This is a genomic window from Planctomycetota bacterium, from assembly GCA_018242585.1.
Taxonomy (GTDB): domain Bacteria; phylum Planctomycetota; class Planctomycetia; order Pirellulales; family PNKZ01; genus JAFEBQ01.
On sequence record JAFEBQ010000050.1, the window covers coordinates 62,051 to 75,553 of the forward strand.

Consider the following 13,503-nt stretch of genomic DNA (forward strand, 5'->3'; position numbering starts at 1 on the left):
ATTCCTGGGGGTGCCGCGACCCGAATGGACGCGACGCGAAAATCAATCCAACTCGTCGATGCCCGACAACAGCTCCGGCGCTTGCACCATGCGCGGAGCGACTTCGATCGGCACGGTCTCTTCGATTTGCGTCTGGTCGTTCGCGGCTCGCAGCGCGCTGAACCGCCGCGCCGTCACCAGCACCCGGCTTTCCAGCGAGCCGATCGCCGAGTTGTAGGCCTCGACCGCGCCGCGCAGTTGCGTCCCCAGCTTCTTCAGATGCCCGCCAAAGTCGGCGCACCGCTTGTGCAATTCCTTGCCCAGTTCGCTGATTTGCTGGGCGTTCTTGGCCAGCTCTTCCTGCCGCCAGCCATAGGCCACGGCCCGGAGCAGCGCAATCAGCGTCGTCGGCGTGGCCAGAATCACGTTCCGCGCCGCCCCGTCTTCGATGATCTGCGGATCGCTCGACAGGGCGGCGAAGAAGTACGCTTCGCCCGGCAGGAACAGCACCACGAACTCGGGCGAGGACTCCAGCGCTTCGTAGTACGACTTTTTGCTCAGGGCGTAGATGTGATTGCGGACCTGCCCGGCATGCTCTTCGAGCCGCGCTTTGCGGGTCTCGTCGTCGGTCGCTTCGATCGCCTCCAGGTACGCCGCCAGCGGCACTTTGGAGTCGACGACAATCGTCTTGTTCCCCGGCAGTTGCACGAGCATGTCGGGGCGCAGACGCCCTTCGTCGGTGTCGAGCGTCTCTTGCTCGTAGAAGTCGCAGTGCTCCTGCATGCCGGCCAGCTCAACCACGCGGCGCAGTTGCACTTCGCCCCAGCGTCCGCGCACGGCTGGCGCGCGCAGCGCGTTGACCAGATTGGCCGTCTCGGAGCGCAGCTCTTTCTGGCTTTCGAGCAACGAGCGGACCTGCTCGGTCAGGCCGGCGTACGCGCCGACGCGGGTCTTCTCGAGTTCCTGAATCTTGCCGTCGAACTTGTCGAGCGACTCTTTCACCGGCTTGACCAACTCGTTGATCGCCTGCTGTCGCTTGTCCAGGTCGCCCCGCGCGGCTTCCTGGTACTTGGCCAGGTTGGTCGTCGCCAATTCAAGGAACGACTCGTTGTTATGCTTCAGCGCGTCGGCCGCCAGCGCCTTGAACGCGTCGGAGAGCTGCTTCTGGGCGTCGTCGAAGACCTTGAGCTTCTCGGCGTGCTCGCTGCGTTCGCTGTCGAGCGTGGCTGTCAGGCGGGTGACTTCCTTGTCCAGGTCGGTGTGCGTCGAGGTGATTTGTTGCAACTCGGCGTGTTGCTCGTGGACCCGATCGCGCAGCTCGGCCAGCAGTTGCTCGGCCCCCCGGGCCCGTTCGGCCAGGGTGGCACGCTCGGCTGCGGTGGCCGCCCGGGCCAGCGTCTCGGCCTGGGCCAGGCGTTGGCGCATCAGCCCAAAGACCACGGCCGCGCCGACAGCCAGGCCCAACACGAACACTAGCGCTGGAATGAGTCCTTCCAAAACAAATACTCCCTGATTCCCGCATTTGGCGGCATGGGGCGACGATTGTCAACCGGCCGGGCCGCCGTCGTCGTTGTCAAGTATGCACCAAGCCGGCGGCTCTGCCGCCGATTCGCGGCGACCGAGTCGCCGGCTTGGTAATACTAAGTGCGTGCAACTGACGACGCTACTTAGGCGTCTTTGATCTCGATGGCCCGTACCTGGGCAACCAGATCGTTCCAATCGGTTGGCGTCGGCGCGCCCAGGTAGTCGACCGCCGAGTCCCCGTGCCGGCGCAGGCGCGTGACCACCTGCTCGGCCTCTTGTTCCAGCAGAGCCAGCCAGGCTGGCACGTCGATGCCCGCCCCGGTTGGATGCTCGGCCCACTCGATCAGCTCTTGCTCGAACAACTCGAACGCCGTCGGCGGCAACCCCACGCGGGGCTCCTCGATGGCCGGCTTGATCAGCGCCCGGACCCGATCGATTTCCAGACCGCGAATGAACCGTTCGTTGATCCGGTCGGCTACCGTGGGCAATCGGACGCCGTATTGTTTGTGCAGGTCTTCGTGCCGGCGGCGATGCCAATCGGCCGCGTCGGCCGTGCGCGAGACGACCCAGCGGCGCCAGATTTCGGCCGCCGACATCTTGCCACGCCGCACGAACGTCTCGTGCGCCAACAGCACCGGGTGAATGTTCCAGGCGTAGCGCTCGTAGCTGGCCTTCAAACGCAGGAAATCCAACAGCACGTACAGCAGCTCGCCCCGGTCCGACTGGGTGGTCGTGCTGTGATAGTCCTTGAACTCGGCGTAGTTCTCGACGATCGCCTCGATGGCCATCGACAACTGTTCGACGGCCACGGCTCGGGGAATCTTGTCCCCCAGTTCGCGCAGCAAGCGCCAATCGGTCTCGTCTTCGTCGATGAGCTGTTGCAGGTATTTATCGACCGACTGGTGCAGAATCGCCCGCAGGTTGCTCAGGTTGAGGAATCGCGGCGTGAAAATGTCATGGCCGTAGTTCTCGATGAACGCGATCAGCGCTTGCCAGCGTGTCTTGTCAGCGACCTTCTCCAGGATCGACAGCCGCAGCGACTGGCTATGAGTCAGCCAGCGATGCAGCAGCGCCTCGGTCAGATACTGGACGACGTCGACCAGTTCCTGATCCGTCGCGCGGCTTTCATCGGCCGCGGCGCACAGGCTGTCGACCATCGCGGCATAGGCTGCCTCGAACAAGCGATCGAACTCGGTGACGGCGCCCTCGCCCTGGGGCCGATGCTTCTCCATCGCCTGGGCCGTGTCGAGCAGATGCACCGCTTCAGCCATCAGCCCTTGCCGCGGCAGCTCGCGCGCCAGCAAGTTCAGCACCTGCTGCACCCCTTGCGCCGCCACGATCGAGCGCGGCTTGCCGTTCCGCGCCAGTGGAATGTACAGCACCGGCTGCTCGCCCAGCACTTGCAGGAACTCGCCAAAGCCGGCCCGCACGGCCGCCGTGTCCCCCAGACGCAGCTGGCGCATGGCCCGCACGGCCAGTTGCACCCAGCGGGGCATTTCGACCCCCAAGGCATTGAACGCCGGCTCGTCGAGCGCGGCGGCCAGGGCGCGGGCGGCGGTGGCCATCTCGGTGGCCGTGATGATCGTGCGTGCCAGCAGCGATTCCTTGACCGAGCGTTGACGTTCGTACTCGATCAAGGCCGCGTGCGTGCCCAACGGGTCGGCAATTTGATACGACGCCACCTCGTCGAGCAGTTCGAGCAGCTTGTCGAGCCGGCCGCGGGCTTGCCTTGCGCTTTCGGCCAGCATTTCTTGGCATTGTTCCGCCGGCACGTGCCCCGCGGCTAACGCGGCGATGTTCCAAAGTCGCGCCACCGTCACCAGCAGCGCCAGCCGGTGCCCCAAGTCTTCGCTTTCGGCGTCCAGGTCGAACGACTCGTCGGGGCCGTCCCCTTCGAGGGTGTTCCCCTCGCGACCGTCCCCCGCGCTGTCGCGGTAGACCATCGTTTCGTAAGCCGCGTCGAACGTATCGGACTCGCCTTCGTCGTCGTCCCCCTCGGCCGCGGACTTTTGTCGTCGCGTGCCGGCCATGCTGGGCACCGACCACCAGGTGTCGGCGTTGGCTTCAAAGTAATCGAAGAACTTCTGCACCATCGGCCAGATTTTGGCCGCGTCAGGGGCGATGCCTCGGGCGTTCTTCAGCTTGCGGCACACATCCGACAGCCAGCGCAGCGCCAGTTCGTGGAACGAGTAATCCCCCTCGGCCAGCGGCAGGTGATCGGCCTGGCCCAGCCACTGCATCAGCAGGGCCCGCGAGGCGATGTAATCCTCTTTGTCCAACAGGGCGGTCGCCACCAAGGCGTAGGACTTGATCGAGTTGAAATCAGCCACATGGTCGCGCCAAAAGGCAATGTCGGCGGCGGCCGCGCCGGCCGCGTGCCAAGCGCCGAGCGCACTGGCCACCTGGGCCGCTGATTCAACGACTTCCTGACCGACCAGCCGTTCAACGCCCGACACTTCCACGCTGGCAAACCGATCCCACCAGCGCGCCAGCCGGCCCAACTGCCGCGTGGCTTGTTGCAGCAATTCCTGGTTGCCTTGCGCCGCTGCTTCGCCACACAGACGGACATGCAGGTCGAACACCTGACGCAACACGTGGACCAGCACGTCGACTCGGTGGTCGCGGACGCTATTCTCGAGCGCCGGGAACAGACTGAACTGTCCCTGGAATCCTAGGATATTCCACGGGTCGACGAGCGCGCCGCATTCGATGCCTCGGTGCAGCAGCGCATCGCACTCGCCCAGCAAGGCATAGACCGAGTGCGGCTGGCCGTGGTCGATGTCCTGGTTGCCAATACAGAGCCGATCGCTGATTTCGCACAGAATTCGCGCGCTGGTGACCGGGATGTCTTGCGAGCGACGGCGGCTGGCCTCGGGCTGTCCCATCCGGGCAAACAGCAGCGACAAGTGGACGTGTTCCAGTTGCGTGCCGCGCTGAGCCGCCAGGCGTTGATTCAGGTGTTGCCGCGCGCCGCCAAACGGCTGATGCAGCCGGGCCGACTCGGCGCGCAGCCGCTCGCCGTGCTCGCCCGGCACTTGCGCCAGCAGCCGCTCGTAATAGTCGTCGCGCAGCTTGGCGATATGCGGATACAACTTGGCCAGCGTCACGCTCGAGTCGTGGGTTTCGGGTCCACGCCCGCCGATGGCCGAGGACATGAGCATGGTGCCGACCAGCACTGTGGCCGCTTCGAACAGTCGTTCGCCCTCCGGTGCCTCGCCGGGCTGAGTCACGCGCGACAGCAAGGCGTCGATCGTCACGCTTTGCAGGACGAACCGGCGATAGCGAGCTTGCTGGTCCAACCGGTGCGGATCCCACTGGCCGAACTGGTGATTGGGGCGCTTGTTGACTGGATGGTCGAAGTCATAGGCTCGCGGGTCGACGGCTAGCTCGTCCAGCAGGTCGAAATCGAACCAGGCCCGTTCGAGCAATTCGCGGTCGAGCCCGCGGACGATTTCCAGCGCCTGGGTAATCAGATCGTGGTACGGCCCGGCTAGGGGTCCGACGTCGCGCCAATAGACCGGCAACGGGGCGAACCATTCATGGCGGTACGGTTCGACACGTTGCGGCGAGCGCAACACCGCCACGGGGCGATAGCCGAGGAAATCGTTCAGCCGGTCCCGGGCTTCGTCGGCAATCCGTTCGTGCTCGTCCCAGGGGCCGCCGACTTGCAGGACCGCTTCACAAGTCCGGGCCAGCAGACCGGTCTGAAACAGCGACTCGGCCGACTGGTGCCGCAGCAGGTCGTCGTGGAATGTTCGGTAATTGTCCAACACCGGCCCGAGCGCAAGTTGGACGATGGCCTGGGCCTGGGACGCATCGGCAAACGGCCCCCCCTCGGCGCTCGACGAGGTGAGTTCACTTAACCGGCCGGCCAGCAGCCCTCGCAGAATGTCCCACAGGGGTTGGGGTGGCCCCGCAGCCAGAACCCGGCGGCAGAGTTCGTTCCAGTTCTTGCGGAACCGGGCGTCGGGCTTGCCCGAAGACAGGTTCAGATACCCCAGCACGTCGTCAACGAGTCGGGCGGCGTCGGGGCCTAACGAGGGAATGTCCATGCGGTTACGACGCAGGTCCGAGCCAGCGGGCGGGGCAGGGGAGCAAGTCAGAAATCGCGGTGCGTTTGCCGAGTCTGCTGACTATCATAGAAATGTTACCCCGGGACCGCTATCCACCCCCCGGAGCCGCGGGCGGCCAAGGTAGACGGCCCGCGCAGCTTGTCTCCAAACCTTTCCACCGTTGAGTTTTGCGACATGATCCGCTGCGCTTGTACGATGGCCCTGTTCGCCGTGCTGGTTGGTTGGCCCGTGGCCGCGCGTGCCGAAAGGCTTTCGGCGCTAATCACCGACACTCAGGCCGAGTCGATGGGGCTGCAGCGCGCCTGGTTCGCGCGCGCCGCCGTCGACCCCAGCATGGGAAGCGTGGGGTCAGTGATCCTCAGCGAAGGGGCCTTGATCGTGCAGACAACGCTGGGCACGATCGAAGCCTTCGACGCCGAGACGGGACGCACCTTGTGGGCGGCCCGGATCGGCTCGAGCAAGCATGGCACGTCGGTTCCCGGCGCGAACAAGAACTTTGTGTGCGCCACGAACGGAGTGCGATTGTTTTGCATTCGCCGCGACACGGGAGCGATTGCCTGGGAAGAAAAGCTGGTCGGCGCGCCGAGCGCCGGTTGCGCGCTGAGCGACGATCACGTTTGGGTGCCCTTGGACAGCGGCGCGCTCGAGCAGTACAAGCTGGTGCGTGAAGACTCGCTCGATCGCGCGCCGATCACCCGGTTTGGTTCGCGCTCGGCCGTCTCGGCGCCGATCATCGCCGACAAGCAGGTCGCTTGGACGACGTTGCGTGGCGACTTTTTCGCCGACGACCTGGAATCGCGGCAGAATCGAGTCCAGGTGCGCACGATGGGTCCGATCGTGGCCCAGCCGACTTACTGGCCGCCGCTCTATTACGTCGCCTCGCGCGATGGCGAACTGTACGCATTGCGGGCCACGAACGGCGCGATCGAGTGGCATTATTCGACCGCCGCGCCGATCAGCAATCCGCCGACCGTCGTGGCCGACGCGGTCTACCTGATTGCCGATAGCGGCCGCTTGCGCCGTTTGTTGCCAACCTCGGGGCTCGTGCAATGGATGGTTGAAAACCAGGACCAACTTTTGGCGGTGAGCAAGTCGCGGGTCTACACCTGCGACATGGTCGGCCGGCTCAATGTGTTTGACGCCGCCAGCGGCGGCCGGCTGGGGGCATTGCCGATCGAGTTGCTCGATGTCCGGCTGACGAACCAGAAGACCGATCGCATCTATCTGTTGAGCAAAGCGGGACTGATCGTCTGTTTGCGCGAGTTCGACGCGGTGAAACCGCTCTTGCACGTGCCGCCTCCGCCGGTGGACCCTTCGAAGAAGCCGGCGAAGAAGGCCGAGGACGGCGAAGCGCCGGCCGAGCCCGGGGCCGCCGGGGCGAATCCGTTCGGCTAATCCGACGAATTGACGTCGATGCCCAGATTGGCGCTAGCTGCCTGCGCTGCGAGCGGCAGCCGGCGGGTTATTTTCTCTTGCTAGCTGTGCCTCTCGCGCCAGCCGGCTTCAAGTCTGACGCCGCCAGCGTCGATACCATCGATAAAGTCGTCATAAACGGACTGTGATTCGAGCTGCGCATTTGAGCCTAGGCTGCCCTCGCGCCGCTCGCTGGGGCATTTCCGACAATCGGTCGTTGGCGTTGCATCAGACGCCGGGACACGGGGGGAAGACATCATGGCGGAGCGTTTCGGTGGCTGGCTGCTGCTGGCCACGTTGGCCTGCGGCGCGCTGGGCTGTGCCACGTCCAAGCAATCGGATACCTCGCGCACCGGGCTTGAGCAGTTGCTCATCTCGAGCGCCGTCGATCACTCGCTGAACAAAGTCGACCTCACCCCGATCCGCGGCGCCAAAGTCTACGTCGAGACCAAATATCTCGACTGCGTTGACAAGAACTACGTGATCGTTTCGTTGCACCAGCGGGTGATGTGCATCGGCGCGACCCTGGTCGACAAGCCCGAGGATTCCGACGTGGTGCTGGAAGTTGCCAGCGGCAGCGTGGGGACCGACCGGCAGGAAATGTTCGTTGGCACGCCCGAGGTGCCGATGCCGCAATTGTCGATGATGATTCCGCGCGTCTCGTTCTTCCATCGGGACAAGGCGATGGGGACGGCCAAGCTGAGCGTGGTCGCCTACGATACCAAAAGCCACCTGCCGGTGATCAACGGCCCATCGGCACTGGCTCGCAGCGATGCCAAGGTCTGGAACATCATGGGCGGCGGCCCGCACCATTCGGGTTCGGTTCACCAAGAGTTGGTCGCCGCGACCGGAGAAAGCGACAACCTGATTGACTTGCCAAACCGACAAAACCCGCATATGGCCATCGCCGGTCGACGCGTGCCCGGGCCAAGCAACCCGTTCGCGCGCTATTAGTGTTCGTCGGTTGAATGGCAAGCAACCGCCGCGCAGGCTATTTCCCCTCGGCGGCCCAGCGGCGCATCTGCTCGATGTTTTGTTCCAGTCGCTGGCGTTGCGGGCCTGATTTCTGCCCTGCGCCTAGATATTCCGCCATGTCGCTGGCATACATGCTTTCCGGCTCGGGGACGCGGCCCCGGTCGCCGGTTGACGCTTCCCATTCGACCAGCCGTTGGCGCATCGCCCCTAGCGCTTCGGCAGAGCGCGCATCGCCGGCCAGATTGTTGATTTGGTAGCGGTCGACCTGCCATTCGTAGAGTTCCTCGGCCGGTCGCTGAGGCGCGAACAGCAACCGCTCGGCGACTTCGTCGAGTTGCTTGGCGTCGTGCAGTTCGCGCAGCCGGCGGATGATCGCTTTGCCGTCCTTGTAATTGTTCGGCTGCAAGTGGGGCCGCTGGTTCAAATAGTTGCGAATGTAGAGCCAGCGCTCGGTGCGCACCGAGCGGAGGTGCTCGACCGTTTCGTCACAGCGATCCCGCGCGGCAAAGACCGCCTCGCGCGGCTGGTAATCGGCCGCCAGGATGTCGCGGGCCTGCATCCTTGCTGGCCGCGGCACGCCCGCCGCCGCCAAGGTCAACGCCGCCACGTCGATATGCTCGACCAGATCGGCGCGCGTCGTGCCGCGCGGCACGCCGGGGCCGCGAATCACCAGCGGCACGTGCGTTCCTTCGTCATACAAGAACTGCTTGCCGCGGGCATGGCTAATGCCGTGATCGGTCAGGAACACGAGCAACGTCTGGTCGAGGATGCCTTCCTGTTCCAGTCGCGAGATCACCTGCCCCACTTCGTAATCGGTGTATCGGCAGGTGTCGAGGTAGCTGGCCCAGTCGTCGAGCAACACGGGATCGCGAGGATAGTAAGGTGGCAGCGTCACATCGGCCGGCTTGACCCACGCGCCGAGGACTCGTTGGCATTCATCTTCCCACTTCTTGCCGCCGCGATACTTGCCGCCGTGCAACTGAACCTGCATGAAGAACGGCTGCCCCGGGGCGCGGCCGCGCCAGTCGTTGGCGTCGTACATCGCGATGTCCCACTCGAAGTTATAGTCGGTCTTGCCCAGCGCCTTTTTCCCGGCGACCTGGGGACTGCCAATGCAGGTGTAGTAGCCCGCTTGCTTCAACAAGGTGGGCACCGGCGTGGCTCCCTCGGGCAGGTGAATCTTCTCGACGCCGCGGCCGCTGCGGTGGTGGTGGGCGCCGATGGTGGTCTGGTACATGCCGGTGATCAGCGCCGAGCGCGACGGCGAGCAAACTGGCGCGGTCACGAAAGCGTGGGTAAAGCGAGTTCCTTCCCGGGCCATCCGATCGACATGGGGTGTTTCAATCAGTTTCTCGCCATAGCAGGAAAAGTTCGCCGACATATCGTCGACGACAAACCAGACGATGTTTGGACGCAATTCGGCGGCGAAGCCCGCGGATGCAATCAACAGGACAACCAGCGACCCAAGCAAAGCAGGCCACCCCGCGCCGCGCAACACTCGACGTCCCGTGGCAATGGGGGGCCTGCCACTACCGCACGGTGATGGTTCGTGGCCAGTGCCTCTCGGGACATCGACAACTATTGAGGGTCTCATGGCATTGCTTTCGCGGCTGTAAGTGGGTGGATCGTTTGGATTTGGTTTGATTTCAAACTTTGACTTGAGTGCCTCGGACGGGCAAGGTTAGCATCGCCGTCGTCGGCAAAGTTGGTCGCTGACCGCGATCGTCTCAGCGGTTCAAGACGTGCCGTCCAGCAGGCGCTTCGGCCCGGTTACGAGCCGGACGATGGCAGCGGTGCGGGCGTGCTCCTTGGCTCGAGTGCTCGCCAATTTTTGGCAAAACTCGTTTTTTTCTTGAGAGCTTGAGCAATCAGATTTACGATCAAAGGGTCAGTTCCCATCTCAGGCCGGGATGCCCGAGCAACGGCTGCCGAATCGACGAGCGACCCAGTGGGCAGAAATCTCTGGGCGTAAGTCCGTTGACGTGATCCAGGGCATCTTTCCCAAGACATTACGATTACACGAAGGTGTCGCGCTAACAAGGCGACGCGCTAGGTATGTCATTTATTGTTTCCGACGGTGTTCTCGAAGATGAGATGCGTCGCCCCGAGGCTCGGGTCGGTACGTCCCAGTTTCGTGGCTTCTTGATTCGCGGCCTCGCGATGTGCGTGGCCGCATGTTCGTTGCTGGCCCCTTGGACAGCCCTCGCGGTCGAGAACGAAGCCGGCCTGGCCGCGGCCGCGACCATCGAAAGCAAAACGCTTCGTGATTACGTCGAGACGCTGGCCAACGACACCTTCGAAGGTCGCGCCGCCGGCACCCGTGGCGGGCGGGCCGCGGCCATCTTTCTGGTGAAAAAGTTCGAAAACTTCGACCTCCAGCCAGCCGGCAAGAGCGACAGCTACTTCCAGCAGTTCGGTGCCCAGTACCAGAATATCCTGGGCGTGATGCCCGGCTCGGACCCGACGCTGCAAAACCAGTACATCATTGTCGGCGCCCACTACGACCATGTCGGCTATGGCACGCCCAAGAACAGCAACGGCCCGATTGGCCAGATTCACAACGGCGCCGACGACAACGCCAGCGGCGTGGCGACCCTGCTGGAAGTGATCGAAGCGTTGCAGCACTTGCCCGGCCCGCCGCGGCGGCCGATTCTGTTTGCGCTGTGGGATTGCGAAGAGAATGAATTGAGCGGCTCGAATCATTGGGTCGAAAACCCCACGGTTCCACGACGCGGCGTCGTCGCCGCGTGCAACCTGGACATGGTCGGCCGGCTCAAACGCCGCAAGCTGGAAGTCATCGGCTGGCGGTCACAGGCCGGTCTGCGGCGGTTGATCGCGGAGCAGAACAGCTACTCGTCGATCCCGTTGACGTTCACCTGGGAAGTCAAGCGGAACAGCGATCACTACTCGTTCTTCCGCATGGGCATTCCGATTGTCATGTTCCACACCGGGCTGCACGACGATTACCATCGCCCCAGCGACGATGCCGAGAAGCTCGATTACGACGGCATGGAGCACGTGGCGCGGTTGGTGTTTGGCACGGTTCGAGCGCTGGCCGACCGGGACGGCAGCCCCGGCTTCCGAAACGATGCGCGAACCGAGACAACTGCTACCCGGCAAGTGATCGAGGCCCCCATGCCGACGCCGGCGGGGCGTTTGGGCGTTGAATGGGCCGACGACGACGAGCCCGGGCTGCGCGTCACGCGCGTGGTCGACAGTTCCGCCGCGTTTCGAGCGGGCTTGCGCCCGGGCGACCGGCTGCTCAGCTTTGGCGACGTGCCGTTGGGAAATGGAACCGACTTGCGGTCGCTGGTGGTGGCGTCGCCCGTGAATGTCAACATCGTGATACAACGCCCGGGGGAAGAAGCGAACGAAACCCGGCGTTTGACGCTGCGTGGCGAACCGGCCAGAGTCGGTATCTCTTGGCGCGAAGACGCGGCCGAGCCGGCCACGCTGATCCTCGTGCAGATTATCCCCGGCTCGCCTGCCGACCGGGCGGGGCTGAAACTCGGCGACCGGATTCACGAGGTCGACGGCGTCGACTTCCAGAGCGACGAGGAGTTTCAGCAGTTGATTCGCGAGCGCCCGCTGCCGATGAGCTTTCTGATCGAACGTGACGGCTTGATGAAAACCATCGAGTTGCCCAACACGCCAACCGTCGCGTCGGCCGACGCTGCCACAACCAACGCGGGCCAGTAACGGCGTCCGCTTACAACCCGCGGCCGATCTCGTACAGTTCTTCCGCGTCGAGCACCTTGTCGCGCTGCTCGAACAGCAGCTTGATGGCCAGCTTGTGCAGGCGCATCTTCGTGCCGCCGACGCCGAGCGCGCCGTAACAGACCACGCCCGAGCGTTCGACGCCCCGGTCGTGAACCTCGACGCCGCCGATGCCCAAGGGGGGGACGGCATTCAGGTCGATGATCACCTTGAGCGCGGACTTCCCCTGCCAGTCTTCGGTCGAGATCAGCTCGACGCCGGCCGCGCCGGCCGCGATCACGATTTGGGCGTCGTCGAGCAGCGCCTTCGTCTTGTCGGCGGTTTCGGTGCCAACGGCCGTCAGCTTGGCCCCTTCGACCATCGCCGAGACCGCCTTGCACACCGCCTGGGCCCGATCGGCGCGGCGCGAGGCCACGCGCACGTCGGCCTGCTCGCGAGCCAGCAGTCGCGCCACCCGTTGACCCACTGGGCCAGTCGCCCCCAGCACCACCGCCTTGGCCCCCGCCAGATCGAGCGTCCGCGCCGCGGCCCGCACCGCGGCCACGGCCGTGGTGTTGGCCCCGTTCGGGTCGAGCATCACCGACACGCGCAACGGCCCGAAGAAGGTGTCGAGCACCTGGGTCATCACCGCCTCGGCGGCGGCGACGTCGGTGCCGCCGATAAAGATCGCCGTTCGGCTCAGGTCGTCGGGGCCGCGCGTGAAGATGGCCCCATGCACGATCGACCGGACGTTGTAGGTGGTGACGTTGCTATAGCGGAGCAGCCGATCGACTTCGCCGGCGTCGATGGCGACGATGCTATCGAACGCGCTCGGCTGTTCGTCGGTGTCGAGCTGCAACAAAACCTTTTGCCGGTCCATGCGATGCGGTCTCGGAGGTGCTGGTGAATCGAGCGGCGCTAGCCTGCGCAAGCCGAGTCGGCAATCGACTTCGGCCAGCGCCAGCAGCGTTAAACAATCAGCCGTACCCCCCTAGCATAGTTGCTGGGGAGTACGGCTGAAACGTAGGTTTTTCCGCCTGAAAACCGGGAACTTAGAAGCCGCGGAACGGGTGCGCGGCCGATTCCTTGCCGGCGATCATCTCGTCGGCGGTCGGCTTGCCGGCCATGGCGTTGACAATGGCCTGCTTCGTGGCTTCGTAGTTGTACTGGTAAATCTTCTTGTCATCGGCGGCCTGCCAGTGAATGAACACGCCGCAGACGATAACCAGGTCTTCGCACTTGTTCTTGGGGATCACGCCGGCGGCGACCGAGTCGGCCACGGCCTTGGCCACCGCGGCTTGCGCCGGGCCAAACATCTGGACGGCCTGCTTGGCCCCCTTGATCGTGACCTTGGTAATCATGACGGTGGCCGGCTTGACGGCCAGGTTCGGCGTCAGCACGGCCAGCAGGTTCGAGTGCCCCTCGCTCTGGCGGGCCAGCGCGTTGGCAAACGCGACGCCCACCGGGCCCGACTTGTCGCCGATCAACAGATCGATGTGAGCAATTTCGTTCCCTTCGCCAGTCAGCGCTTCGCCGATGAACATCGACATAGTCTTCGTACCTTTCAGAATTGTGTTTCGAGAATGCGGGTGCAATGCGGAGTGCTTAAGTTGGCGGTCGCCGCGTCGAATTGCAAGCGGCCCCAGCCGATTAGGCGCTCCAGTGTTAGCAGTCCCTTTCGCGCCGCACGGCGCGAAAGGCCAGCCCGCCCCCCAGAGCAACTGGTTCCACGCCGTGCCAACGACGACCGAAACAATATCAAACGATGCTCTAAATGCAACAGAGGACCAAGGTTTCGTTGCACGAGGCCGGGCTGGGCCGAGTCAGCAACCACCGGCAGAGC

At 64.3% G+C, this 13,503-nt stretch carries 8 protein-coding genes; 3 read left to right on the forward strand and 5 right to left on the reverse strand.

Features of this window, described 5'->3' with window-relative positions; translation table 11 throughout:
• Positions 1-42: 42 nt before the first annotated feature.
• Both rmuC and JSS27_21135 read right to left on the reverse strand, forming a co-directional pair.
• The gene (gene rmuC / locus JSS27_21130) at positions 43-1,404 is read right to left on the reverse strand and encodes a DNA recombination protein RmuC (GenBank protein ID MBS0211453.1); all 1,362 of its coding nucleotides are present in this window, start codon (positions 1,402-1,404) and stop codon (positions 43-45) included.
• A 242-nt stretch (positions 1,405-1,646) separates the two neighbouring features.
• On the reverse strand, positions 1,647-5,555 hold the full coding sequence (locus tag JSS27_21135) for a hypothetical protein (GenBank protein MBS0211454.1): 3,909 nt from the start codon (positions 5,553-5,555) through the stop codon (positions 1,647-1,649).
• A gap of 195 nt (positions 5,556-5,750) precedes the next feature.
• On the opposite strand from JSS27_21135, the gene JSS27_21140 reads away from it, so the two are divergent.
• Together JSS27_21140 and JSS27_21145 are read left to right on the forward strand one after the other, a co-directional pair.
• Positions 5,751-6,971, forward strand: a complete 1,221-nt coding sequence (locus JSS27_21140; GenBank protein MBS0211455.1) for a PQQ-binding-like beta-propeller repeat protein — start codon at positions 5,751-5,753, stop codon at positions 6,969-6,971.
• 276 nt (positions 6,972-7,247) lie between these two features.
• Positions 7,248-7,943 carry a hypothetical protein gene (locus tag JSS27_21145; GenBank protein ID MBS0211456.1) on the forward strand — a complete coding sequence of 232 codons (696 nt, stop codon included), beginning with the start codon at positions 7,248-7,250 and terminating at the stop codon, positions 7,941-7,943.
• 37 nt (positions 7,944-7,980) lie between these two features.
• Here the strand turns inward: JSS27_21145 and JSS27_21150 are convergent, their stop codons facing one another.
• Positions 7,981-9,558, reverse strand: a complete 1,578-nt coding sequence (locus JSS27_21150; protein ID MBS0211457.1) for a sulfatase — start codon at positions 9,556-9,558, stop codon at positions 7,981-7,983.
• A 461-nt stretch (positions 9,559-10,019) separates the two neighbouring features.
• Between JSS27_21150 and JSS27_21155 the strand changes: the two genes are divergently transcribed.
• Positions 10,020-11,663: a M20/M25/M40 family metallo-hydrolase gene (locus JSS27_21155; GenBank protein MBS0211458.1), complete on the forward strand. Its 1,644-nt coding sequence runs from the start codon at positions 10,020-10,022 to the stop codon at positions 11,661-11,663.
• Between the two features lie 10 nt (positions 11,664-11,673).
• On the opposite strand, the gene JSS27_21160 is transcribed toward JSS27_21155, so the two are convergent.
• Together JSS27_21160 and fae are read right to left on the reverse strand one after the other, a co-directional pair.
• A complete protein-coding gene (locus JSS27_21160) occupies positions 11,674-12,540 on the reverse strand; it encodes an NAD(P)H-binding protein (protein MBS0211459.1) in 867 nt (288 codons plus the stop codon).
• A gap of 172 nt (positions 12,541-12,712) precedes the next feature.
• A complete protein-coding gene (fae, locus tag JSS27_21165; protein ID MBS0211460.1) occupies positions 12,713-13,210 on the reverse strand; it encodes a formaldehyde-activating enzyme in 498 nt (165 codons plus the stop codon).
• Positions 13,211-13,503: the final 293 nt, after the last annotated feature.

Coding starts and splice junctions, on each gene's coding strand:
- rmuC (MBS0211453.1), bottom strand. CDS start 1,404: ATGCGCCAACGCCTGGCCCAGGCCGAGACGCTGGCCCGGGCGGCCACC.
- JSS27_21135 (MBS0211454.1), bottom strand. CDS start 5,555: ATGGACATTCCCTCGTTAGGCCCCGACGCCGCCCGACTCGTTGACGAC.
- JSS27_21140 (MBS0211455.1), top strand. CDS start 5,751: ATGATCCGCTGCGCTTGTACGATGGCCCTGTTCGCCGTGCTGGTTGGT.
- JSS27_21145 (MBS0211456.1), top strand. CDS start 7,248: ATGGCGGAGCGTTTCGGTGGCTGGCTGCTGCTGGCCACGTTGGCCTGC.
- JSS27_21150 (MBS0211457.1), bottom strand. CDS start 9,558: ATGAGACCCTCAATAGTTGTCGATGTCCCGAGAGGCACTGGCCACGAA.
- JSS27_21155 (MBS0211458.1), top strand. CDS start 10,020: ATGTCATTTATTGTTTCCGACGGTGTTCTCGAAGATGAGATGCGTCGC.
- JSS27_21160 (MBS0211459.1), bottom strand. CDS start 12,540: ATGGACCGGCAAAAGGTTTTGTTGCAGCTCGACACCGACGAACAGCCG.
- fae (MBS0211460.1), bottom strand. CDS start 13,210: ATGTCGATGTTCATCGGCGAAGCGCTGACTGGCGAAGGGAACGAAATT.